The 24,673-nt window shown below is 48.6% G+C and carries 21 protein-coding genes; 16 read left to right on the plus strand and 5 right to left on the minus strand.

From position 1 onward, the window contains the following. The first annotated feature begins 420 nt into the window (after positions 1-420). The 4 genes from EOO50_RS07240 to EOO50_RS07255 all read left to right on the plus strand — a co-directional run bounded on the left by EOO50_RS07240 (position 421) and on the right by EOO50_RS07255 (position 6,566). Positions 421-1,644: a membrane dipeptidase gene (locus tag EOO50_RS07240; RefSeq protein ID WP_290838926.1), complete on the plus strand. Its 1,224-nt coding sequence runs from the start codon at positions 421-423 to the stop codon at positions 1,642-1,644. A 403-nt stretch (positions 1,645-2,047) separates the two neighbouring features. Then, on the plus strand, positions 2,048-2,683 hold the full coding sequence (locus EOO50_RS07245) for a hemolysin III family protein (RefSeq protein WP_290838927.1): 636 nt from the start codon (positions 2,048-2,050) through the stop codon (positions 2,681-2,683). A gap of 147 nt (positions 2,684-2,830) precedes the next feature. After that, positions 2,831-5,350 carry a DUF2339 domain-containing protein gene (locus tag EOO50_RS07250; RefSeq protein ID WP_290838928.1) on the plus strand — a complete coding sequence of 840 codons (2,520 nt, stop codon included), beginning with the start codon at positions 2,831-2,833 and terminating at the stop codon, positions 5,348-5,350. After that, the gene (locus tag EOO50_RS07255; protein ID WP_290838930.1) at positions 5,334-6,566 is read left to right on the plus strand and encodes a hypothetical protein; all 1,233 of its coding nucleotides are present in this window, start codon (positions 5,334-5,336) and stop codon (positions 6,564-6,566) included. Before EOO50_RS07250 ends, EOO50_RS07255 begins: the two co-directional genes overlap by 17 nt. Before the next feature lie 53 nt (positions 6,567-6,619). Here EOO50_RS07255 and EOO50_RS07260 read toward each other — a convergent pair whose 3' ends face one another. Next, positions 6,620-7,060, minus strand: coding sequence for a hypothetical protein (locus EOO50_RS07260; RefSeq protein ID WP_290838931.1), 441 nt, complete (start codon positions 7,058-7,060; stop codon positions 6,620-6,622). Positions 7,061-7,421: 361 nt separating this feature from the next. Between EOO50_RS07260 and udk the strand changes: the two genes are divergently transcribed. Beyond that, positions 7,422-8,030 carry a uridine kinase gene (gene udk / locus EOO50_RS07265; protein WP_290838932.1) on the plus strand — a complete coding sequence of 203 codons (609 nt, stop codon included), beginning with the start codon at positions 7,422-7,424 and terminating at the stop codon, positions 8,028-8,030. Positions 8,031-8,098: 68 nt separating this feature from the next. Next, entirely contained in the window at positions 8,099-8,449 is a 351-nt protein-coding gene (locus EOO50_RS07270; RefSeq protein ID WP_290838933.1) for a septum formation initiator family protein, read from the plus strand. A 129-nt stretch (positions 8,450-8,578) separates the two neighbouring features. On the opposite strand, the gene EOO50_RS07275 is transcribed toward EOO50_RS07270, so the two are convergent. The 3 genes from EOO50_RS07275 to EOO50_RS07285 all read right to left on the minus strand — a co-directional run bounded on the left by EOO50_RS07275 (position 8,579) and on the right by EOO50_RS07285 (position 12,217). Continuing rightward, the gene (locus EOO50_RS07275) at positions 8,579-10,504 is read right to left on the minus strand and encodes a beta-L-arabinofuranosidase domain-containing protein (RefSeq protein WP_290838934.1); all 1,926 of its coding nucleotides are present in this window, start codon (positions 10,502-10,504) and stop codon (positions 8,579-8,581) included. A 44-nt stretch (positions 10,505-10,548) separates the two neighbouring features. Continuing rightward, entirely contained in the window at positions 10,549-11,340 is a 792-nt protein-coding gene (locus tag EOO50_RS07280) for a sugar phosphate isomerase/epimerase (RefSeq protein WP_290838935.1), read from the minus strand. Between the two features lie 61 nt (positions 11,341-11,401). Beyond that, positions 11,402-12,217 carry a phytanoyl-CoA dioxygenase family protein gene (locus EOO50_RS07285; RefSeq protein WP_290838936.1) on the minus strand — a complete coding sequence of 272 codons (816 nt, stop codon included), beginning with the start codon at positions 12,215-12,217 and terminating at the stop codon, positions 11,402-11,404. Between the two features lie 120 nt (positions 12,218-12,337). Here EOO50_RS07285 and EOO50_RS07290 point away from each other — a divergent pair, with 120 nt between their 5' ends. From EOO50_RS07290 to EOO50_RS07320, 7 genes are all read left to right on the plus strand, one after another. Next, positions 12,338-13,180 carry an AraC family transcriptional regulator gene (locus EOO50_RS07290; RefSeq protein ID WP_290838938.1) on the plus strand — a complete coding sequence of 281 codons (843 nt, stop codon included), beginning with the start codon at positions 12,338-12,340 and terminating at the stop codon, positions 13,178-13,180. Positions 13,181-13,222: 42 nt separating this feature from the next. Then, positions 13,223-14,605: a methylmalonyl-CoA mutase subunit beta gene (locus EOO50_RS07295; RefSeq protein WP_290838939.1), complete on the plus strand. Its 1,383-nt coding sequence runs from the start codon at positions 13,223-13,225 to the stop codon at positions 14,603-14,605. After that, positions 14,602-15,051: an energy transducer TonB gene (locus tag EOO50_RS07300; protein WP_290838941.1), complete on the plus strand. Its 450-nt coding sequence runs from the start codon at positions 14,602-14,604 to the stop codon at positions 15,049-15,051. The genes EOO50_RS07295 and EOO50_RS07300 overlap by 4 nt, the downstream gene beginning before the upstream one ends. A 1-nt stretch (position 15,052) precedes the next feature. Further along, positions 15,053-15,820 (plus strand): energy transducer TonB, encoded by a 768-nt coding sequence (locus EOO50_RS07305; protein ID WP_290838942.1) that lies wholly within the window; start codon positions 15,053-15,055, stop codon positions 15,818-15,820. Further along, a complete protein-coding gene (scpA, locus tag EOO50_RS07310; protein WP_290838943.1) occupies positions 15,817-17,943 on the plus strand; it encodes a methylmalonyl-CoA mutase in 2,127 nt (708 codons plus the stop codon). Before EOO50_RS07305 ends, scpA begins: the two co-directional genes overlap by 4 nt. 94 nt (positions 17,944-18,037) lie before the next feature. Then, positions 18,038-18,442, plus strand: a complete 405-nt coding sequence (locus EOO50_RS07315) for a hypothetical protein (protein ID WP_290838944.1) — start codon at positions 18,038-18,040, stop codon at positions 18,440-18,442. Between the two features lie 258 nt (positions 18,443-18,700). After that, positions 18,701-20,053, plus strand: a complete 1,353-nt coding sequence (locus EOO50_RS07320; RefSeq protein ID WP_290838946.1) for a peptide-N-glycosidase F-related protein — start codon at positions 18,701-18,703, stop codon at positions 20,051-20,053. 160 nt (positions 20,054-20,213) lie between these two features. Here the strand turns inward: EOO50_RS07320 and EOO50_RS07325 are convergent, their stop codons facing one another. Beyond that, positions 20,214-21,689 (minus strand): choice-of-anchor J domain-containing protein, encoded by a 1,476-nt coding sequence (locus EOO50_RS07325; RefSeq protein ID WP_290838947.1) that lies wholly within the window; start codon positions 21,687-21,689, stop codon positions 20,214-20,216. A 185-nt stretch (positions 21,690-21,874) separates the two neighbouring features. Here EOO50_RS07325 and EOO50_RS07330 point away from each other — a divergent pair, with 185 nt between their 5' ends. The 3 genes from EOO50_RS07330 to EOO50_RS07340 all read left to right on the plus strand — a co-directional run bounded on the left by EOO50_RS07330 (position 21,875) and on the right by EOO50_RS07340 (position 24,668). Beyond that, positions 21,875-22,756, plus strand: a complete 882-nt coding sequence (locus EOO50_RS07330) for an SDR family oxidoreductase (protein WP_290838948.1) — start codon at positions 21,875-21,877, stop codon at positions 22,754-22,756. Positions 22,757-22,787: 31 nt separating this feature from the next. Then, a complete protein-coding gene (locus tag EOO50_RS07335) occupies positions 22,788-23,609 on the plus strand; it encodes a prolyl oligopeptidase family serine peptidase (RefSeq protein WP_290838949.1) in 822 nt (273 codons plus the stop codon). A gap of 294 nt (positions 23,610-23,903) precedes the next feature. Further along, positions 23,904-24,668: an AAA family ATPase gene (locus EOO50_RS07340; protein WP_290838950.1), complete on the plus strand. Its 765-nt coding sequence runs from the start codon at positions 23,904-23,906 to the stop codon at positions 24,666-24,668. Positions 24,669-24,673 lie beyond the last annotated feature (5 nt).

A 24,673-nucleotide genomic window follows, 5' to 3' on the forward strand; every position in this document is an offset into this window, starting at 1 on the left:
CTCCCCTATCTAAAATCACGCGCCAGCGTAATCCTGCCACAAATCCAAAATATTCCGTACACCGCACATCACCCTTTCAAACGATTCCCAACCCAGGATCACACGCCAGCGTAATCCCGCAAAAACCAAATACCTCACCGCTGGCCGCGAAGCGGATTCTTTTAAATAACTCCCCTATCCAGGATCAAGCGCCAGCGTAATCCCACCACAAATCAAAAATAATCGTTCCCCAAAATCCTTAAAACGACGCCACCTAAGTAACCCGCCAGCCTAATCCTCAAAAAACCATCCTAAAGGACTTACGCCGCATTGATTCCACACGATCCAACCCATCCAAACCACCCCTAAAAATTTCCTAAAATTCCCCAACCCTATTTCAAACCTCCAAAACCTCACTTATCTTTCGCCAAACAAACATTCATGGCGACCTTCTCAAATTATCCGAGACGAAAATTCCTCGCGCAAATAACCGCCGCCGGAACTTTCGTACTATTCGATCCCGTATTTTCGTGGACAACTTCAGAAATAGATCCGCGCATAGCCGCAATCGTAGCTAAGACCATCGGAATCGATGCGCACAATCACGTCGACGTGCCGTTGAAAGCAACTGAACTGCCGGGCCCAAAAGTCGACCTTGCGGCCGACATCAAAAAATCGGGATTGTCGGCGATCTGCATGACATTCGCGGTCGATTACCAGCAACTCAAAAATCCGGGAGAAGCTTATGAGCGTTTCCTCAACGGACTTACCGCCATGGATGCGGTTTTGGCAGGCAACGACATGAAACGCGCATTAAATCTTGCGGATTTGCGCACGGCACATGAGAACAAGATCCCGACGGTTATCCAGTCAGTTGAAGGAGCCCACTTTCTAGAGGGAAATCTTGACAGGCTCGATGTCGCTTACCAAAGAGGATTGCGTCACCTTGGATTATTGCACGATAACGACGCATCGGTTCCTTTGGGCGACGTTTTCACGAATCCTCCAAAATGGGGCGGACTCACGAAATTGGGCGCCGATACGATCAGAAAATGCAACGAACTTGGCATTCTGGTCGATTTGTCCCACGGCACCAACGAGATGGTAAACGCCGCACTGAAAGTCTCCAAAAAACCGGTGTTGGTTTCGCACACAGGGCTCGATACGCGATTGGGCAAAGACGAATTCATGTCGAAAATGATGCGCCCGAGATTGATCAGTAAGGAACAGGCAAAAATCGTGGCCGACACGGGCGGCGTGATCGGGGTTTGGACGCATTTGGCCAACACGCCTTTGGAATACGCCGAAAACATAAAAGCGATGGTCGACGTCGTGGGAATCGAGCACGTCTGTATCGGCACCGACACCAAGCTTACGATGCCTTACCGAAGTCCGAGCGATACGTTCGGCGGACCGAAACCTCAGGCAGGCGGTCAAAAACCCGGAAACGACAAACCCGGCAATAAAAATGACGCCAAACCGAAAGGCGAAGGTGGCAAACGCGTCGGTGAACGAACCAACGAAGCGTGGCAAGATCAAAAAACCGGATTCTATTATACGGTCGTCGAAGCGATGCTCGCGACAGGTTTCAGCGAGGATGAGATCGCGAAAATCGGAGGCGGGAATTATTGTAGGGTTTTCGATGCGGCGACTTTGAAAGGATAGATTTTCGAGTTTACTTTATTCGTTTTACAAGGGTAAAATCTATGGGATTCGAAGATTTTAAAGTTCCTTCTAATTTCTCGACCGCGTTTACATTTTTCCGTCCTTTCTTGTTAAAAGAATTTCCTTTTAGTTTTCACCCGCGTTAAGGATGGAAGCGGCGAGCCTTTGCGCAAAAACCGCATTTTTTGCCCGCGGTGACGGCGACCAAAGGAAGCCCGTTGCCGTGGTCTGCAAAAACGCGGTTTTTGAAAAAGCTCACAGCGGACAGCCTGGCGACGGCGAAACGGTTCGTCATGTTTACGGAAACTTTCCCGCCGGCGCAACGCCCAAAAAATCCAAATCTTTATAATTTCCTTAAAACTTTGAACCTTGATGTTGCCTTACCTTAGCGAAAATGTTCGTCATGTTGAAACCCAATCGCCGTCGCGAAGAATTCTGGAATGTGATCACGCACGGGACCGGAGCGGTATTGTCGGTCGTGGCCGCCATCGTTTTGATCGTAGTCGCGGCTTTGCACGGTGGAAAGATGGAGATTTTGGCGTCGGCGATCTTTGGGACGAGTCTCGTTTTGTTGTATTCGGCCTCGACGATCTACCATGCGATGTGGAAATTGAGATGGAAGCGCATGTTCCAGCGCATCGACCACTTGTGCATTTACCTTTTGATTGCGGGAACGTACACGCCTGTCGCGCTTCTGGGACTTAAAGGCGCTTGGGGCTGGACGCTTTTCGGGCTTAGCTGGGCGTTCGCGGTCTTGGGTTTCGTGTTCAAGTTCTCGCGTTTGAGAAAGTCTGAAAAATTGTCGCTGGCGCTATATGTGATGATGGGCTGGCTCGCAATAATCGTCATAAAACCGTTACTCAGCACTGTGCCAAGCGGGATGTTGTGGATGATTCTGGCCGGCGGACTTTGCTATATGGTCGGGATTTATTTTTACGCGAAGGCGCGCATGCCGTACAGTCACGCGATTTGGCATTTGTTCGTTTTGGGCGGAAGCGCGTTTCACTTTTTCGGCGTTTATTGGTATTTGATTCCCTGATATTTCATTGGTCGACTTTCGTTGATCGACATTCGACATTCTTTTACAAATTTTTCGGAACTGCGCAAAAACTTCATGCGTACCGACGCACTCATTTACTCAGGCACTTTTTCCCTATATTTACCCGAACATCCTCACCAAACATTTATGGAGATTTTTTTATTGATCGTAGTTGTTGCGATCGTCTTGTTCGGCAACAGCAGCTTGGGCAATAAGATCACGCGTCTTGAAGAACGCTTGCGCGAAATGCAGCGTACGATGGATTATCTCAAATCACATTCGGGTGAAAAACCGCAAGACGTCGAGAAAATCACGCCGAAACCCGTCGAAACTCCAGTCACAAGACCTGAACCGACACCAGAACCGAAAGCCGTCATCGTTCCTGAAATCCCCAAACCGGAGCCGAAAATCGAGGTCGAACAAGAAAAAATCCCCGAGAAAGAAACCGTATCGACTCCCGAACGCGTCGCCGCTTTCGCAATGGATAGACCCGCTCAGCCAACTCCGGCGCCAAAACCGTATGTGCCCGAAAAGGATTGGTGGGAACGTTTCAAGGAGAAAAATCCCGACCTCGAGAAGTTCATCGGGGAAAACCTAATCAACAAGATCGGCATACTCATTTTGGTACTCGGCATCAGCTATTTCGTAAAATATGCGATCGACAAGGATTGGATAAACGAGCCGGCACGCGTCGGGATTGGAATATTGGCGGGCGCTCTGGTCATGGGCGTCGCACACAGACTCAGGAAAAATTACGCGCCGTTCAGTTCAGTTTTGGTAGCGGGCGCGATTTCGATTTTCTACTTTACGATCGGCATCGCTTTCCACGATTATAAATTGTTCTCGCAATCGGTCGCGTTTGGGATTATGGTCGGGATAACGGCTTTCAGCGCGTTCGTTTCGCTTTCTTATAACCGCATGGAGTTGGCGATACTGTCGCTCATCGGAGGCTTCGCTGTTCCGTTCATGGTGAGCACGGGCGAAGGAAATTACGTGGTCTTGTTCACGTATATCCTGATTCTCGACATCGGAATTTTGGCGATGGCGTATCACCGAAAATGGCTGCCCGTCAACATCATCGCGTTCGCGTTCACGATGTTGCTTTTCGCGGGTTGGCTCAAAGGCGATTTGATCATCGAAAAACCGCATTACGCCGGCGCGCTTGGATTTGCGTTCGCGTTTTACCTGACGTTCATTGCGATAAATATCATCAATAATATTCGACAAAAAGGCGCGTTCAGCATCAGTGAACTCTCGGTGATCTCGATCAATACGTTTCTATTTTATGGCGTCGGAATGATCGTATTGAACGATTGGCATCCCGAACTCAAAGGTTTGTTCACGGCTGCGCTATCGATTTTGAATTTGATATACGCGACGGTCTTGTACAAGAAATTCGGAGCCGACAAAACGACGGTTTATTTGCTGATAGGATTGACGTTGACGTTCATCACGCTCGCCGTCCCGATCCAATTCAAAGGAAACAACATCACGTTATTTTGGGCGGCCGAAGCGGTTTTGCTCATGTGGCTCGGACAAAAATCAGGATTCGTGAGTTATCGATTCGCATCGGCTGTCGTGCATTTTTTGATGCTCGTGAGTCTGGTCATGGACTGGAACAACGGATACTTGAGCGACAAACCGATCGAGATGATCGTGCTTAACCCGATTTTCATCACGAGTATTTTCGCGATGCTGACCATGGGCGCCGTGACTTGGTTGTTGCTATCAGAAGAAGAAAACGTGTCGCAGTTCGGGTTTATCTTCAATCCGACGCAGTACCGAACCTACACGCTTATCGTTTGCTTCGCGATCGGGTATTTGTCGGGATTGTTTGAAACAGCTTACCAATCGTATAAATACATCGCGAACGAAAATTCGGCGGCGGCGCTCCCGATCACTTGGCATTTGCTCGCGAGTTTCGGGTTGTTCGTTTGGTTTTCTAAAAAATCGGGAGTCGTTTTGCAACAATTCGCGAATATCTTGGCTTGCCTGAACATCGCGATGCTCGTGTTTTGGTTTTCGCGTTTCCCGTTCAGGGAACATTTGGAATACATCGCATCGGGCGATTACAGCCGACTCGCGTTTTTCCTTCACTATTTGTGGCTCGCGATCCTCATCGGTTTCGGGATCGGATTGTATCGCACGAACAAGGACGACGCGAAAAGTTTTTTCACCGAACCCGCGGCCCTGTGGATTTGCGCGTTCCTCGTGATTTTCGTTTCGAGCTCCGAACTGCTGCTGCACACGTACTTATTTTCGAACACGCCTGTCACGGCCGCCGATTATAATGAGATTTTCATCGCGATTTACGGAAACGACATCGACGGAATTAAATTCGCCACGGCCGAGGAGGTGATCGCAAACGTTCGGACGCAGGTCATAAAATCAGGTTTCCCGATACTTTGGGGCGTGCTTGCATTTGCGTTCCTTATCGTCGGGATCAAGAGAAAAGCGCGGATGTTGCGCATCGTATCGCTGGTATTACTCGGGATTACGATCGTGAAATTGTTCGTCTACGACATCAGGAATGCGTCCGAAACGGGAAAAATCATCGCGTTTATCTTACTCGGCGTCGTGATTCTCGTGATTTCATTCGTGTACCAAAAACTCAAAGTGCTCGTGCTTGATGACCCAAATTCCAAGAAAGATGAAAATCCTGCATAAACTCTTTTTGCTGATCGCCGCGACGTCGTTCGCCCAGAATACGACAGGGCGTTTGCTGCCCGTTGCCGCCGACGGCATGTATAAAATTCCGATACCTCACGAAATCACGTCATATTCGAACGGGAATTACAGCGATTTCAGGATCTACAATTCAAAGAACCAGGAAATTCCGTATGCGAAATTGCTGCGTCAGACCCCGGACGACCGCGTTTGCTACGATTTCAAGGCGTTCAAGATCGCATCGAAGCAATCGGTTGCGAAGAAGAATACGGTTTTGGTCGTGGAAAATCCGATGGCTCAGATCACCGATGTTTCGCTTAGGATCGCCAACATCGAAGTCACCAAAAAGTTCAGCCTTTCAGGAAGCGACGATGGAAAGAACTGGTACGGCATCATCAATCAAAAGACGTTCACCGATGTGAGAAGCGAGGTTTCTTTCGCCGATTATCTGACGATCGCGCTGCCATTGACATCCTACAAATTCTTGAAATTCGAGTTCGACGATACGAAAACACTTCCCGTAAATGTGCTTGAAGTCGGCGTGAACAGATCGATTCCTTGCCCGAATCATGTCGCATGGGATACGATCAAAGGCGCGACGATTAAAATCGAGGAACTTCCCGGGTACAAAAAGACATCGATTCACGTATCGTTTTTGAAACCCGAGGCGATAAATCGGATTTCGCTTGACGTCGCGAGCCCGAAACACTTTGAACGCAACGCGCGCGTTTACGTTTTGGGACAGCGCAAACAGAAACGCAAAATGGTCACATATGAGGAAACGCTGGACAACTTCGTGATCTTCCCGAATATGATCGATCATACGTTTGACTTCATGGCGAAGGAATTTTTCATTGAGATCGAAAACCGCGACAGTCCGCCTTTGGAAATTACTAAAGTTGGTTTTTCACAACAACGACGTTATATGGTGGCCGAACTGGAGAAAGGTGAAAGCTATACGATTTCAACCGGAATGCCCGACCGATCGGCGCCCGATTACGACTTCCCGAAAATAATGTACAGCGACAACATGAAAACCGATTTGCCGCAAACGATGATCGTGTCGATACGGCATTTCGAGAAACCATCGGATTTGAAAAGCGATGATGATAATGTCCCGATTTGGCAGAAGTCGTGGTTTTTATGGGCGTGCATTTGCCTTGCGACGGCCGCCGTTGGTTATTTCACGTGGAGTTTGGTGCGCGACATGAAATAAAAAGGCATAAAAAAACCGGCACGAGGCCGGTCTTTATTTTTCCAATCAGATGATTAGTTTACTTTTTTCAAAGTAACGACTCCTGTGTAAGTAACGTCTTCTTCAGTGTAAGTGGTTTTCATTTTCAAAGTTGATCCTGAAAGCGTTTGTACGTTGAAAGTTTCTCCATCGACAATGATGTCTTTTCCTGAAATAGTGTACGTACCGTCCCAAGTGTCAAGTTCGCACTCGGTGCTCCAGTAATCGCCTTCTTCATACGTTCCTGCGGCAGTGAACGTGATGTAATCTTTAGAACATCCGGCTTCGTTGTCTGAATAATCCTGCTCAGGAAACGCTGTTCCGTTGATGCTGAATTTCTCTTTGCTGAATTCCCATTTTCCGGCAAGTTTCTCAGCAGTAACGCTTCCGCCGCCACCGTTGTCATCGCTACCGCAAGATGTGAAAGAAAGTCCCAAAACAAGGGCGCTCGCTAATGTAATACTGAATTTTTTCATGGTTAGTTTTTTAAAGTTCGGGGCAATGATTCCACTATGACCTGAACTTTGCAAATTTTTTTGTTATAATTTCTCCTACTATAATTATCTTAATTTTTAAACGGTTTTTTCCGTCGGTTTGTCGATTTTAAGCACTCATTTCTAAGGATTTCGAGCCGCAGCCCGGATGGAAGCGCACAGCCCACAGACGCGTTTGGAAATTTGTCCCGGCCAAGAACGGCGACCAACGGAAGCCCATTATGGGTCGAGGACAAATCCCAACGCGACGAGGACTGGAAGTGAACAGCCGGATAAGCTGCCCAAAAAACAACATCGGCAATGATAATTTGTGTTTATCTTTGCGCCGAACAAAATCACTTTTATGCTCATTATTGGTATTGCCGGAGGTACGGGCAGCGGAAAAACGACTGTCGTGCGCCAGATCATGAATGAGATTCCGCTTGAGGAAGTCGGGATCATTTCGCAGGATTCGTATTACCGCGAGAACAACGGTTTGTCTTATGACGAGCGCGCCTTGATCAATTTCGACCATCCGCGCGCGATCGACTTCGAATTGCTCGTGAAGCATCTGAAGGCGCTCAAGGCCGGAGAAAATATCGAACAGCCCGTGTATTCTTTCGTGACGCACAACCGCACCGACGATACGATTTTGACGCATCCTCGAAAAGTGATGATCGTGGAAGGCATTTTGATTTTGGCGAATGCGGAATTGCGTGAGATGTTCGACATTAAGGTTTATGTGCATGCCGATTCGGACGAAAGATTGATCCGACGGTTGAAACGCGACATCGCCGAACGCGGCCGCGATATGGAAGAAGTGCTGCAACGCTACCAGAAAACGCTCAAGCCGATGCACGAACAGTTCATCGAGCCTACGAAGGCGCACGCCGATATCATCATTCCGAACGACAAATACAATACGGTCGCGATCGATGTGGTGCGCGCGGTGATCCACCAGCGTATTCTTTAGCTAGTATTGTTATTATTTATTGTTATTTTAGGAGCGATTTCCGGCTGATGCCTTAACATACTTTCCAAATGAAAAACCCGCTTAAAGAGAAAATGGAAAAACGCCCGTGGCTGCGCTTTCTTGGCAACCGCTATGTGTTGGTGTTGCTTTTCTTTGCGGTTTGGATGTTGTTCCTCGACAATTATTCGTGGCTCGTCCACAAGCGATTGGATGCCGAGATCGACGAATTGAACACGAACAAGGAATATTATCGGAACGAGATCAAAAAGGACTCGACGAACATCAAGTTGCTGAAGAATCCCGATCAGGTCGAGAAATATGCGCGCGAGAAATACTATATGAAGCGCGACAGTGAGGACATTTACATTATTGAATACGAGGGAGAAAAGAAGGATACGAGTACGTATGTTCCGAATTGATGCGTGAAGGCTTTTTTGCGGATATATTTTGATTTTTGGGCAACCCTTAAAGGGTTTGAAACCCTTTAAGGGTTAAATCTAAAAAATCCAAAAATTCCCCCAGTACACTTTCCACTCCTATTTTCCCAATTAACTTCCCTTAAAAGTAACCTGTCTTAAAATCGTCCTGCCCACAGGCTGCAAAACAACCTTCTCCAATTTTTTCGTCTTCGAATTGACCAATTTCGTTTCAAATTTCAAATCGCCCAAGGCTTTAATTTCGGACGGCTTACTAAACGAATACACAACCGGTTTCACCGAACTGTATTCGATATCTGAAAAACCTTCCAGTTTGTACTTCTTCGTCACATCAGGTTTGCCCTGTATCGAATGTGCCAACACCAACGCGCCGTATTTAAAATAATTTTCCCCATTTATGTCTTGGGCGACTTCCACTTCGGGCGTGAATTCAAGCGTGATTTTCTCGGTTCCTTTCCATGTTTTTGAAATGGAGATAAAGCCGCGATCCATCGTATACGGAACATTCAGCGTAAAATTCTTCGCCCATTCCGGCTTGCGGATCTTGAGATCGAACTTGCTGTTCGCGGTGACTTCGAACGTGATCGTATTTCCGTACGGATAGTTCGTTATCTCATTTACCGAAACCGGTTTCCCATCGACGATAACCTCAACGCGTGACGGACCGAGCAACGTCGCCACCAACGAGTTCTTCCCTTTCATCCACATATATTGCGTGTAATACGGCGCGATTCTTCCCGCATTCGGGACGCAACAAACGGCCGCTTCCTTGTGCACGGGCGAATATCGGTAACGCGTCTGCTCGGCGTCGGATTCATCTCCGTTCAAACCGCCCGTCATTTCGTATGAATTGTCACTTTTTAGATAGGCGATGCAACTTTGCTCAGGATGGCGCGCTCCTTGGGCCGCGTTGAAGAATATTTTTTCGACGCGATCGCCGTATTGGAAATTCCCGCTTTTGGCGAGCAGGCTTTCATAACTGTGCATAAGTTCCTGGAGCGAACAATATTCGTAACCGCGTGTCGTGGCGTCGGCTTTTTTGGAACCGATCCATTCATCGCCCACGGGCCCGCCCGTCGCGGTAGTCTCGAGTTTTATCTTGTCTTCGAAATTTCCGAGCGCCTTAAGCAATTCCTCGTTTCCTGAAATGCGATACGCGGCGGCGAGACTGCGCAAATGTTCGTACGTATGCACGCCGTGTCCGTTTAACATTTTGTCCTTATCGATGAGTTTTGCATACTGCGCGTCCTCGTTGAGTTTGTTCTCTGAGAAATCCTTGTACAGGAAAAGCGTGTAATTCAAATAGACGTGATCTCTCGTGAGCCTGAACAATTCCTCGAGCACGTCGGTAAATACGAGCCCGTGCGACAATCCGCCCACGTTCTCGTTTTTGGAATAGAACGGATGCGACGCGTTCACGGGATAGTTGTCCATCGTATTCTGCACAGCGCGCTTCACCGCAGTCAACACCTTTTCATCCCGATTGTATTCATACCAGGCGAGCAATCCGCGCAGCAACGTGGCTTTTGCCCATAACTCTCCGTTTTCATTGTCGAATTTGTACCGAAGTTCTTCGTCGTAAATGCCGAGATATCCGTCGGCGTCCTGACTTGCGAGGATCCGGTTTACATAGGTTTGGATTTTCGCGAGATGTTGCGCGTCGTTCGTCAAGATCGCACTTCTAATGTAGCCATCGCGCCAATTGCTTTGGGTTTCGCTGTTCCACCAAAGGAATTGCACCTGCCAATCGCCTTCACCTCCGACGGCGCCGACGTCTTTGCTCTTGACTTTTTTACTCAGGCGATTTTTCACGTAAATATCGTCCTCGACAATCAACTCAGGCGCGAGTTTGTCGAGATTTCCCGTGAATCCCTCAAGGTTTTCCTCGATCTGAGTTTTGATCCAGCCATCAGGTTTTACCGAATTGAACGGCAGGATTTCGAGCCTTTCGGGCAAGAAGTTGGTCTTTTTGTAGGGATCGGTCTGGGCGGTTGCGGCAGTCGCGACGAACGCGAATGCCATTAGGAGTTTTTTCATTTTTGTTGATGTCCGAATCGGATTGGAAATTTACGGTTCTTTTCTCAAACTGCGCGCGGCGAGTTCAAATCGTTCGCGAAGACGCGCTCCAAATGATTTTTCATCGCGAGATTGATTTGCCATTGGCTGCCGACGTCTGTTTTCGAATACGGCAGTTGCGGCATGTATGGAAATGGTCCGGCCTCAGGCGTGATCGTGATCTGGTTTTCGTTTTTTGATTGTTGCCTCACGATTCTTTTCCACCAATCGGTGAAAATGTTTAGGTGCGTTTCCCATTCGGGCGCGAACGGATCATTTACCTGGGCCGATTGTTCCCAACCAACGCGTGCATGGATGTGTTTCACGTGCCCAAAAACCTTGGCGAGCGATTCGTGTTGGTCGTCAAGCATGGTTTCAGACACATTGCACCAATGCGAAAAGTCGGCAGTGAGTTTGAGGTTCGGATATTTTTCGAGATACGGAAGCAGCGTCGGCAAATGGAACGTGAAACGCGAGCGATGAGTTTCATGCAGGACAGGAATTCCCGATTTCACCGCAAAATCTTCAGACGCTTCTATTATCCTGCAATTATCGTCAAAAGAATAATGGTCTTTTCCCGTATGGGAATTGATGAAGTCGGGCGCGAATCTTGACAGGAAGTGCAAGCGGTCGAGCATTCTTTCGATGTACCCATCCACAGATTCGAGCTTCGTTTCCAGGACCTGTTGGGCAATCAACGTAAAGTCATTCCCGCCTCGAAGCGAATCGAGTGTCCGCCTGAACGGGATGTCATTGAATAACCCGGAAGCCAGGTTGATTTCGGCCCCTGAAAAACCTTCGCCAGCGATGGTCTTCAAAAAATCAACCGGACTTTTGTTTTCATAACCCCAATGCGTACAGCAAAATTTAACTTGCATATCAAGGATATAAAACCGGATTTATTGTGGTATTTATCACGTCACCGATTTGGGCTCCGGGACACCATGTTTTCCAATCGTGTTCCTGGTTTTTGTTCTCGGGATGTTTCAATCTCATGTCGATATCCATATAGATTATCGTCATGACTTTTCTTGTTTCGTTTGTCGTGTTCGCTCCGGCGCGATGAAAAATCCAGCCCGAATGAAAGCTGATTTCTCCGGCGTCGAACGGTTCGATCACGTGTTTGAAATCGGTTACGCGCAATCGTTGCGTGATCGTATTTTCAGATTCATCGCCTATGGCCAACTCGCGACCTTCCACGATCACATGGCTTCCCGCACTGAATTCGAGCGGCCCCATTTCGAGAGGCGTCGCCTGCAACGGAATCCACGCGGTCACTGTCTTGTCGGAATCCAACGGCCAATAGTATTGGTCTGCGTGCCAAGGCGTTATGCCGCCACCACTTTCCTTGAAAAGCGCTTGATCATGATATAATCGCGAACCGCGAACTTTCATAAGGTCGGCCGCAATCTTTCCGATACGTTTACTGAAAACCAGATGCTTAACATCGCCGTTCTCAAGCCATAGATTAAATAGTTGAAGAAACGCTTTCCCGTAAGTGTCTCGATCGCCAATCGGAATTTCAACGGTATTCATCTTATCGACCTGGTCTGAAATCACTTTGTTGAAATGATCCAAAGTCTGTCGGTCAAGAACGTGTTTTAATTTGATGTATCGGTTCTTTTCAAAAAACTCGATCTGCTCGTTTGTCATTTCATAAGGCCGGTCGAGCAGCGCCGGATCGTACTGATTCATTATTGGATGTTGAATTGTAAAACTAGGGCAAACCGATTTTATATTCCGACACTAAAATGAAAAATGTAACACTATATTGACTAAATTTAATTTTCAAATACCATTCATTTTCCATATTGTATGAAAGCCGCATTAGAAAATATCGAAACGCTGAAAGGAAAAGATTCGTTCGTCGCGTATGGATTTACGGTTCCGTTTTTCCAATTCAAATGGCACTACCATCCTGAATACGAATTGACATTGATCACCAAAGGTCATGGCAAACGCGTCGTCGGCGATTCTCACGAGAATTTCAGCACGGGTGATCTGGTGCTTATCGGTCCCGAACTGCCACATACTTGGTCGAACGAATCTTTCGGGGCCGGCGAATCATCGGCCATCGTAATCCAGTTTTCGCAGGAATTCATCGACAAGTTCTCGACGCTCAACGAATGTGCTGCGATTCTTCAGGTCCTGCAGCGATCGAACTGCGGCAGCTTCTTCCCGACCGCTCATTTCGAGATTGCGAACGCGATCAAAATGTTGCCGCACAAGAAAGGCTTGGATCGAATCGTGGCGTTGCTCGATATTCTGGAAGCGCTTTCAGGTGAAGCGAGCCAACCGCTTTCATCAGGCGTTTACTCGGCAAGCCGAAGTTCTGAAAGCGCGCACCGTATCAACAAAGTGTGCCGATTCATACAGGAAAAATCAGCCGGGAATATCTCGCTCGAACAAGCGGCGTCGTTGGTTTCACTTTCAAAAAGCGCGTTCTGCAAATTTTTCAAGCGCATGATGAAAACCGGATTTTCCGATTACGTGAACGAGATCCGCATCGCGAACGCGTGTTTGCTGCTTACCGATTCCGATAAGACCGTACGCGAGATCGCCGCCGATTCGGGCTTCGAAAGCCTCACGTATTTCAATCGGATTTTTCTCAGGAAAAAAGGAAAAACGCCAGTCGCTTTTAGAAAATCCGGCGCTTAAATCGGCGCATTTCATTTATATTTGTAATCTAACAACCTTCACGTGCACGACACTTCACAACCGTTATTCCAGGATTTCGACGGCGTTTCCTCAAAGCAGTGGAAACAGCTTATACAGTACGAACTCAAAGGCGCCGACTACAACGAGACGCTCGTTTGGGAATCGCCTGAAGGCATCAAGGTAAAACCGTTTTATCATTCGGACGAGGCGATTTTGACGGCTCCGAATGGGAACGAAACCGCCTTTTCAATCACGCAGGACATTTTCGTTTTCGATGTTGAAAAATCCATCTGGCGCGCGAACGACTCCATAAATCGCGGCGCCGAAAGTTTGAGGTTCGGGATTTCCGATGAAAAAACCGACGTCGTAAAACTCATCGAAGGCATTCCGCCCGACGCAAAAACGCTGTATTTCGATTTGAATTTTCTTTCAATCGATTTCGTTAAAAAGCTCGACGCGGCGGTTTCGGGTAGAGCTTTCGACGTTTTTTGCGGCATCGATCCTGTCGGACATTTCGCCAAGGACGGAAATTGGTACGCGGGAAGAGACAATTTTGAAGCGCTGTCGTCGATCTCGAAAGAAGTTAAAAACGTGTCGGTGTTTTCAGTCGATGCGCGGCTATACCAGAATGCGGGCGCGAACATCGTGCAGCAATTGGCGTATGCGCTTTGCCACGCAAACGAATATTTCAACAGGATGTCAATCGACAAGACTGTTTTAGTCGAAGTTTCGATCGGGCCGAATTACTTTTTCGAGATCGCTAAATTGCGCGCGCTGCGGATTTTGCTTGAAACCGTCGCGAACGAATACGGCATCAAACCAGGCTTCCATATCATCGCGACGCCCACGAAACGCAACAAAACCATATACGATTACAATGTGAACATGTTGCGCACCACAACCGAATGCATGAGTGCGGTGCTCGGAGGTGCGAACGCCGTCGCGAATTTGCCGTATGATTCGCTGTATCACAAGAGCAACGAATTCGGTGAACGCATTTCGCGCAACCAGTTGTTGATATTGAAGCACGAAAGTTATCTCGACGTGGTGTTGAATGCCGCCGACGGAAGTTATTACATCGAATCGCTCACCCAACAATTGTCAGAAAAGGCACTCGAATTGTTCAAGGAATTGGAATCGAACGGCGGTTTCATATCGCAATTGAAGGACGGCGCGATCCAAAAGAAAATCCGTGAAAGCGACCAGAAAGAACAGGCGTTGTTCGATTCGGGCAAGGAAATCCTGATCGGGACGAACAAGCATCCGAACAAGAACGACCGCATGAAACACGATCTGGAATTGTATCCGTTCGTGAAACAGAAGCCACGAAAGACGTTGATCACGCCGATCGTCGAAAAACGTTTGGCTGAAAAAAGCGAACAGGAAAGATTGGAAACCGAAACGACAAACTCAGAAAACTTATGAAACAAATCACACTGCTTCTTTTTGTTTTCACGACATGCATGGTTTCAGCCCAAACGCCACAAACGAAAGGTCCGTCCGAAGATCTCATCTACAATTCCGCCGGAATCGACCAGAAACCCGAATTTCCGGGCGGTATGGATGCGTTTTACCGATATTTGGCAAGTAACTTAAAAGTCGTCGACAACAACGCGGGCGGCAAAATTCTCGCGAGTTTCATCGTCGAAAAAGACGGTTCGCTTGGCGACATCAAGATCGTGCGTGACATCGGGGCCGGAAGCGCCGCCGAAACCATTCGCGTGCTCAAGGAAAGCCCGAAATGGAATCCCGGAAAAATGAACGGGAAAGAAGTCCGATGCGCGTTCATGTTGCCGATCACGATACGATCGAATGCCGTAAAACCATTGGAATCCAAACCGCATGTGTCGGAAATACTCGACAAGAAATAGCATGGGAAACAGATTTTTACATTTCACATTTTTCATCTTTGCGATTTCGTTTCAAGGCCTCGCGCAAACCGACGATACAATTTACGAAGTCGCGCAGACCCAAACGGCGCCAGCTTACGCCGGAGATGAATTACAATTCCTGTCGGACGTACGGTCAAGATTTGAAGCCAAACACAAAAATGCTCCCGAAATCATGGACATGGCGTTCGTCGTCGAAAAGGACGGAAGCGTTTCCAACGTCGTCGCCAATAGTTTCGACAAACCGTTTTCAGCGGCACAGAACAAATTGCTCGCATCGATTTCACCAAAATGGAAACCCGCAAAATCAAACGGAAAAACTGTCCGATGCAGCACATTCGTCTCCGTTCCGATCGTGAAGGAATTGGTTTCGCCTGACGGTTTCGTATCTGACCAACCCCATATCGACGATAACGCCTATTTTTGGAAGGAGCTCGAACAAAGCCCGGAATTTACAGGCGGAATCGCGACTTTCGAAAAGTATATTTTAGACAACGCAGACATTCCCGACAAATCGAACTTCAAAGGAAACATGCGCGTCATGTTCATTGTCGAAAAGGACGGATCGACGTCGGACGTGAAAACATCAGGAAATCTGGGCATTTCAATGTCGCAGGAAATCATAAAAGTCATCGCCAATTCCCCAAAATGGACGCCGGGCAAACGCAACGGAAAAAATGTCCGCAGCCACTTTATCTGCTTGCTTTTCTTTTCAGAAGGAAACGTTCGCACAGAAATTCAAAAGTCATGAAGCGCAAAGATCTAAAACACATTTCGATAGGCGGAAATCCCGGCAAAAAGCAAGCTGATCCCGTTTCGGACTTCGTTACGGCCGAAGGAATTCCATTAAAATCACGGTATTCAGAATCGGATATCTCAGAACTCGAACACCTAGAATTCGCGGCCGGTTTCGCGCCGAATTTACGCGGCCCGTATTCGACGATGTACGTGCGCCGACCATGGACGATCCGCCAATACGCGGGATTCTCGACCGCCGAGGAAAGCAACGCCTTTTACCGACGCAATCTCGCCGCGGGACAAAAAGGACTTTCGGTCGCATTCGATCTGGCGACGCACCGCGGTTACGATTCGGATCACGAACGCGTCGTGGGCGATGTCGGGAAAGCCGGAGTCGCGATCGATTCGGTCGAGGATATGAAAGTGCTGTTCGACCAGATTCCGCTTGACGAAATGTCGGTTTCAATGACGATGAACGGAGCTGTTTTGCCCATCATGGCGTTCTACATCGTCGCCGCCGAAGAATCGGGCGTGAAACCCGAGCAATTGTCGGGCACGATCCAAAACGACATCCTCAAGGAATTCATGGTGCGCAACACGTACATTTATCCGCCAGCGCCATCGATGAAGATAATCGCCGACATTTTCGCGTTCACGAGCGAGAAAATGCCCAAGTTCAACTCAATCTCTATTTCGGGTTACCATATGCAGGAAGCGGGCGCAACCGCCGACATCGAACTCGCTTACACGCTGGCCGACGGACTCGATTACATCCGAACCGGACTGGCCGCGGGCATGAAAATCGACGGGTTCGCTCCTCGCCTTTCGTTCTTTTGGGCGATCGGCATGAATCATTTCATGGAAATCGCGAAGATGCGCGCGGGTCGAATGTTGTGGGCGAAATTGCTCAAACAGTTCAATCCTAAAGATGAAAAATCATTGGCTTTGAGAACGCATTGCCAAACGTCAGGCTGGAGTCTGACCGAACAGGATCCGTTCAATAACGTCGCTAGAACCGCGATCGAAGCGGCGGCGGCGGCATTCGGCGGAACCCAGTCGCTACATACGAACGCGCTCGACGAAGCCATCGCGTTGCCTACCGATTTCTCGGCGCGCATCGCCCGAAACACGCAACTGTTCTTACAGGAAGAAACCAAGATCACGAAAACCGTCGATCCTTGGGCGGGCAGTTATTATGTGGAAAGTCTGACGGCCGAAATCGCACGAAAAGCCTGGGCGCTCATCGAAGAAGTCGAAGAACTCGGCGGCATGACGAAAGCCATCGAAGCCGGAATTCCTAAATTGCGTATCGAAGAAGCCGCGGCGAGGAAACAGGCGCGCATCGATTCGGGTCAGGACATTATCGTTGGGGTAAACAAATACCGTTTGGCCAAAGAAGATCCGTTACATATCCTCGACGTAGACAACCAGCTCGTGCGCAAACAACAGGTCGAACAACTCGAAAAGATCAAGGCCGAACGCGACAACGCGAAAGTCAAAACCTGTCTCGGCAATTTAACCGAATCGGCAAAAACCGGCAATGAGAACCTACTCGAACTAGCAGTCGAAGCGGCGAGAAACCGCGCGACTTTGGGCGAGATCAGCGACGCGCTCGAACTTGTTTTCGGACGATATAAAGCACAAATCAAATCATTCAGCGGCGTGTACAGCAAGGAAATCAAAAACGACGAGAGTTTCGAGAAAGCCAAACAATTGGCCAACGAATTCGCCAAACAGGACGGCCGACGTCCGCGCATCATGATCGCGAAAATGGGTCAGGACGGACACGATCGCGGCGCAAAAGTAGTGGCCACGGGTTATGCCGATGTCGGTTTCGACGTCGACATCGGGCCGCTTTTCCAAACGCCTGCCGAAGCCGCGAAACAAGCCGTTGAAAACGACGTGCACATTCTGGGCGTTTCATCGCTTGCGGCCGGACACAAAACGCTCGTGCCGCAAGTCGTCGAAGAACTTAAAAAATACGGACGCGATGATATCATGGTAATTGTCGGAGGCGTAATTCCCGCTCAGGATTACCAATTCCTGTTCGATTCGGGCGCTGTCGCCGTTTTTGGACCGGGCACGAAAATCAGCGAAGCGGCGATCAAGATTCTCCAAATACTCTTGGAAACATAATCCGTTTTCATCTTTTGAATTGGAAAAAAAGGTGTGATTTGTCATAAATTTGGATTTTTCTTATATTTTTGAGAAAACCTTAACAAAATAGAAAATGAAAAAAGTCTTAACACTTCTTGCCTTAGTTTTTATCACGAGCGCTTCCTTAGTTTCCTGCAGCAGCGACGATGGAGGAGCTGCCACCGGAAATGCCAACTTATTGGACAAATGGTGGTATTCACCCGACAACACCACGACCGACATCCGTTTCAATTCAGATGGAACGTATCAGTCGACCTACACGGCAAACGGCATGACGCTGAATTCGGATGGAGAATGGGAATGGAGCAACGAATCGGCGAAGGAGATGCACGTCTTTAACGTCACTGGGAATGCGCTCACGGAATGGCATTATAAGTTCAATACGATCACCGCCCATACCATGACCACGAAATTTTCATACGATGATGGGGAAACCTGGAGCGAGCAAGCCTATCCTTTTACGGATTCGAACGACTGAACAAAAAATAGAAGCGTCTTTTAGGCGCTTTTTTTTATGCCTTGTCGGTGGCGGATTATCGGGTCCGACATCCGAAAAATTATTTCCCTGATTCGGATTTTTTCAATCATGTGGTCAATTCCTGAACCGTGCCTTTTTTTTTTTAACAATCATTAAAAAAGCATCAAATTATTTCGAACGTAAAAAAATTTACAATCAAAAGCGATTTTCAGGACATTTTATTCAACACATTCGCTATTTTTGAAAAAATCTTTCAACATGACTAAAAAACTACTCTCAACTACATTGCTGGCTTTGTGTTACTTTTCGCTGACTGCTCAGGAAAATGCCCAATTGCCCGCTCAAACCCTCAACATTTATGACGAAGTGCTGTTTTACGACGGCTACGCGGGTTTGGTTTCAGAACCGACTCCTGAAGGCGTGACAAGACTTCGCAACGATCTGTTCACACGAAAACTCACACCTGAAGAACTCGCCCAGATCGGGACGACACTTACGCTGAACGTAACCATCAAAGCCGCTTGCGACAACTATGACCGCATCGGTAACATCAATCTTGCGATGGTTCCCAAAGGCCAGCCGAGTTACACGACAAGCCAGGTGCAGCGCATCGAGATGGGACGATTCATCACGCCTTTCATGAACAAGAATGTCATGCCTGACGAAGTTCCGTACACTTTCGTAATAGACAATTTCGCAAAAATCCTCAAAGACGAATTCCTCAATGAGAACTATGATTTTTGGGTTGAACTGCAGGTATTCGGAGTTCCGTATGCCGCGCAGGAGCAAGTCGTGGGTTGCGCCGGACGCAATGATGTGTTTTTCGGGTCACTTGATTTCGTGACCACGGGAAGCACATCGGCACCAACCGAGCCTACTTTCGTTTTGCCGCTCGCGATTCAGGCGAATTTCAACAACTATCAGACGGGCGCGACCGATGCCATCGGAACCACACAAAGAACGTTGAACTTCACGCTTGCGAACGATGTCCAGAATGCCAAAATTTACTTTATCACCTCGAATCACGGCGCAGGCACCGGCGGAGAGGAATACGTGAGACGTTTCCATCTTATCTATTTTGACGAGGTCGGAATGCTTTCATACAAACCCGGCGGAATCTCGTGCGAGCCATTCAGGATGTACAACACCCAAGGCAACGGCATTTATGGGTCGACGCCTCAAAGCACATCGTGGTGGACGGCCTGGAACAATTGGTGTCCCGGAAACGTGATTCCATTGCGTGAGATTTCGGTCGGGAATTTGGCGGCCGGCGCGCATTCGTTCAAGATTTCAGTTCCGAGTGCACAATTCGTAGGTCAGGACGGGAATTTCCCATTGACGGTATATGTCCAAGGAACCGGACAAAGCCCACTCGCGGTTACTGCTTTCGCCGACGAAAAAGCCATTGGATTTTATCCGAATCCTGCGACCGACAGAATCACGTTCACGCAGAACTTGTCAAAACTTGAGGCGTTCGGAGTCGACGGTAAAAAACTTGACATCCCATTTTCAGGTTCGGAAGCCGATGTTTCGACATTGCCGAATGGAATTTTCGTGTTGAAAGGAATCGATGAAAACGGACGCAGCTTTAGCAGCAAACTATTGAAATAAAATCCCGCGGCGAATTTCCTTACACAGGAGGCGATCTAAGCCGCGAGTTATTGAATAAAAATTTAGCCACGAATTCCTGAATCGCACAAACCTTTCGTGCCGCATTCGTGAATCCGTGGCCAAATCCAACTCCAACCAAGCGCTTTTCGAAGCGCTTTTTTTATTGTTTCATGATTTTGAGGCGTTCGATTCCAGTTTCGGTCGTGACGTCGACGAAATAAAGGCCGCGTGCCAATGACGACATGCTGATCTCAGACGTCGTATTGTCGACCCCGACTTCTTCAACCGTCTGGCCCAATTCGTTGTAGATTTTCACCGATCGGATGTTCTCAGGATTTCTCAGGTTCAACACGCTCGTTACCGGATTCGGGAAATAGGTAAGTTTTTCGGCGTTGAAATCATCGGCAGCGAGCGAACCATTGTAGACAGACAACAGGAAACTTCCGTTAAGAACCCCAAGCAGGCCGTTTTGGTACACGGCGACATAAACCGTTTCGCCCGGCGTCAATCCTGAAACCGAAACGCTTGAAAACAGGTTCAGTAAATTCACGTTATCGTTGCACGCAACCTGCGTGAGATTGCCGCAAGTTCCGGTGAAAACTGCAATTACCGTATCGAGATTGAGCGAGCCCAACGCTAAACCAGTTTGTACGACGAGACTTCCGCTTGCGGGAACGACAGTCGTAAACCAAACGTCATTGGCGATCAACGTCGCGCACGACGGATTTTCCTGGCTCGATGTCGAGGCGCCGATACTCGTCGATAAAATCGATCCCGATTGGAAATCGACACCGACATTCACGGCGATCGCGTCCTCGCATTCGTCGTTGTCAAGATCGACATTCGCGTTCAGGTCGATCTGCACCCAATCGCTGAAATTCCCGTCGCCGCAATCAGTTCTGATGTAAACGTCGAGGTCCACATTCGCGGTCAATCCCAACGAATACAATAACGTATCGGTCAAATTCACGACGGTTCCGGTTCCGAGTGCAAATCCGGACGGCCCGTATTCAATTTGAACATTGTTGTCCAATCCCGCATCGAGCCAGCTCAAGACCGCAGCATTCGCGGTGACGTCTGACGCGATAAAACCACTGGGCGGTTCGCATGTCGGCAAGGCCGTGTTTATGATGTCGTCGATATCGACAGTGACCGCGACATCGGCCGAGGCATGGAGCGCAACGTAGATCGTCTGTCCGACGTACGCACTCAAATCGACACCATACCTAAAGAAATTGAGTCCGGCGGGCGGATTGACTTCAGTTTCCAAAGTCGTGTTGAAATCGACCAGGTTCGTTCCTGTCGTGGAAACGAGAACGTCGATGTCGGCGGTTGCCGAAATTCCGCGGTTGCGCGCCCAGAAATACAAGTAATCGTTCAGATCGGCCGTAACGGTAATCGCAGGCGAGATCAAATAATCGCTTTGCGCATTGACAGTCGCGTCGAGAGATACGACATTCGTTCCCGAATGTGCCAGAAATGCCGTCGCCTCAAGGTCGAGCAATGTCCAAGTACTGTCGTCGCCTGAGTTGATCGTTGTCCAGGCACCGAGGCCTGCTTCAAAGTCCTGATTGAATTGCGCCCGACCCGAAAGGCCAGCAAGAAGTGCGATGAGCGCGAAAGTAATTTTTTTCATAAGAAATGGGGTTTTATAAAGGTTACTATCTCAAAACACAAAAATATTCTCATTTTGAGATTTTAATCTTACAGTATTTACCAAATTTGTATTACAATTAGGACGTTTTGCGCCTTTTTACAAAATGTCTACGTAAATGGTAAGCGTTAATCGGACTTTGAGTACTTTTAGAAAAACATAAATTCATGTCACTATTTTCTGCAAAAATGCTGCGCGACGACGCGTTAAAAGGCAAAACCATAGTTGTAACCGGCGGCGGAAGCGGGCTCGGTAAATCAATGACCCAATATTTCCTCGAACTCGGAGCGAACGTCGCGATCACGTCCCGCGATATCGAAAAACTGCGTGCGACCGCGTCGGAACTCGAGGCTGCGACGGGCGGAAAATGCCTACCCGTTGCCTGCGACGTACGCCATTACGAGCAAGTCGAACTCATGCTCAAAACCGTTTTGGACGAATTCGGGAAAGTTGATGTGCTGCTCAACAACGCGGCCGGGAATTTCATCTCGCCAACGGAACGATTGTCGGCGAATGCGTTCGATACTATCATCGACATCGTGCTCAAAGGTTCGAAAAACTGTACGCTCGCGTTCGGGAAACATTGGATCGACAGCAAACAAGAATCAGCGAATATTTTAAATATCGTGACGACGTACGCTTGGACGGGTTCGGCTTATGTCGTGCCGAGCGCGACTGCGAAAGCCGGCGTGTTGGCGATGACGCGAAGTCTGGCCGTGGAATGGGCAAAATACGGCATCCGATCAAACGCGATCGCTCCCGGACCGTTCCCGACCAAAGGCGCATGGGACCGATTGCTTCCGGGTGATTTGAAGGAAAAATTCGACCTTGCTAAGAAAGTTCCGTTAAAACGCGTTGGCGATCACCAGGAATTGGCGAATTTGGCGGCGTATTTGGTCTCAGACTTTTCAGCTTACGTAAACGGCGAAGTCATTACGATCGACGGTGGCGAATGGCTCAAAGGCGCGGGACAATTCAATTTGCTAGAAGCCGTCCCTGATGAAATGTGGGACATGCTCGAAGCGATGGTCAAAGCCAAAAAAGGATAATCCTAACCCGATTTTATTTATGAAAATGAAGATGAAAAAGACACTTTTGATTGCATTCCTACTTGCAATCGCCACGAATTTACAAGCCCAGCTTGACATAAAGCACATTCCGTACGGAGAAAATAAGAAGCAGACGTTCGATTTGTTCCTTCCCGCGAAAGTCGACAAGAACACGCCCGTCCTCATTCTAATACACGGCGGCGCCTGGGTCATGGGCGGAAACGAATACACCGAGAAACACGCGATGGATCTGCGTGACCGCGGCCTTGTCGTGGCGAATGTGGATTACCGACCGGTTTCTCCAAACGTGCACGGGAAAGACCTGATTGCCGACATCGCGGCCGCCGTCGAAAAGGTGAAAGCGGCTTCAAAAGACCACGGTTTTGCGAACGAAGGTTATCACATAAGCGGAATCAGCGCGGGTGCGCACTTGGCGTTGATGTATTCGTACACGACCGACAAACCCGTTAAATCAGTAACCGCGATGAGCGCTCCCACGCGACTCGACGATCCTGAAATGCTCGACTACGCGCGCCGGTTCAACTTGGTGTTACCCGTTCAACTGCTCGCCGAAACGACGCTCGAGAACAAACCCGAAAACCTCGAAAAACTCAAGAAAATCAGCCCGTACGCGTTTGTGAAGAACGTTCCGACGCTCGTGATCCACGGCGACAAGGACGAACTCGTGCCGATCAGCCAAGCGCGATATCTTTATGAAATCCTGCAGCGCGACAAGGTCGATTCCAAGTTCATCGTCATGGAGGGAAAAGGCCACGATGTCGGGATGAACCAACCCGATTCGGAGAAAAAGGTGCTCGATGCGATCGTGGATTGGACGAAAAGCCACAATTAGGAAATATCCGCACTTTGAAACCCGAACCCTAGCCCTGATGCGAGCGAAAAGCTTTGCTGAGAATGAGGTTGCATTTGCCTGGCTCACAGTGCGACCAAAGGAAGCGCCTGTGTGGCAGTTTGCAAATGCCCGAATCGAGGCGAACTTGAAGCAGGCAGCAGGTTCCCGGCTCCTAAAAACCCTGCACCTTGCACCCTGTACCTCGCACCTCTAACATTTAACCAATGTTAACAAATAACCCTTGAATTCCCCGCAAATAATTGTATTTTTACCGCTCAAATTTCAAACTGATTCATGGGTAAAATCATAGCCATCGCCAATCAAAAGGGCGGTGTGGGAAAAACGACGACTTCGGTGAACTTGGCTGCTTCGCTGGGCGTTCTCGAGAAAAAAGTGTTGCTTATTGACGCCGATCCGCAGGCCAACGCGAGCTCGGGGCTCGGGCTTGACATCGAGAACGTGACTGCGGGAACGTATCAATTGCTCGAACACAGCGTGACGGCAAAAGAGGCGATCGTGACGACCACGGCCCCGAACGTAAGCGTGATTCCGGCCCATATCGACTTGGTGGCGATCGAAATTGAACTCGTCGACAAGGAAAACCGCGAGTACATGCTCAAACAGGCGCTTGAGGAAATCAAGGACGATTACGATTATATCCTGATCGACTGCGCGCCCTCGTTGGGATTGCTTACGTTGAACGCGCTTACGGCTGCCGATTCGGTCGTGATTCCGATACAATGCGAATATTTCGCGCTCGAAGGTTTGGGCAAATTGCTCAACACGATCAAGAGCGTACAAAAAATACACAACGCCAACCTCGACATCGAAGGGCTTTTGCTCACGATGTACGATTCGCGCTTGCGTCTGAGCAACCAGGTCGTCGAGGAAGTGCAGAAACATTTCGCCGACATGGTGTTCGAGACGATCATCCAACGCAACGTGAAACTGAGCGAGGCGCCGAGTTACGGGGAAAGCATCATCAATTACGACGCGACGAGCAAAGGCGCGACGAATTACCTGCATTTGGCTCAGGAAATAATCAAAAAAAATAGCTAGGAGTA

The organism is Flavobacterium sp., from assembly GCF_004211145.1.
In the GTDB taxonomy this organism is placed as follows: Bacteria; Bacteroidota; Bacteroidia; order Flavobacteriales; family Flavobacteriaceae; genus Flavobacterium.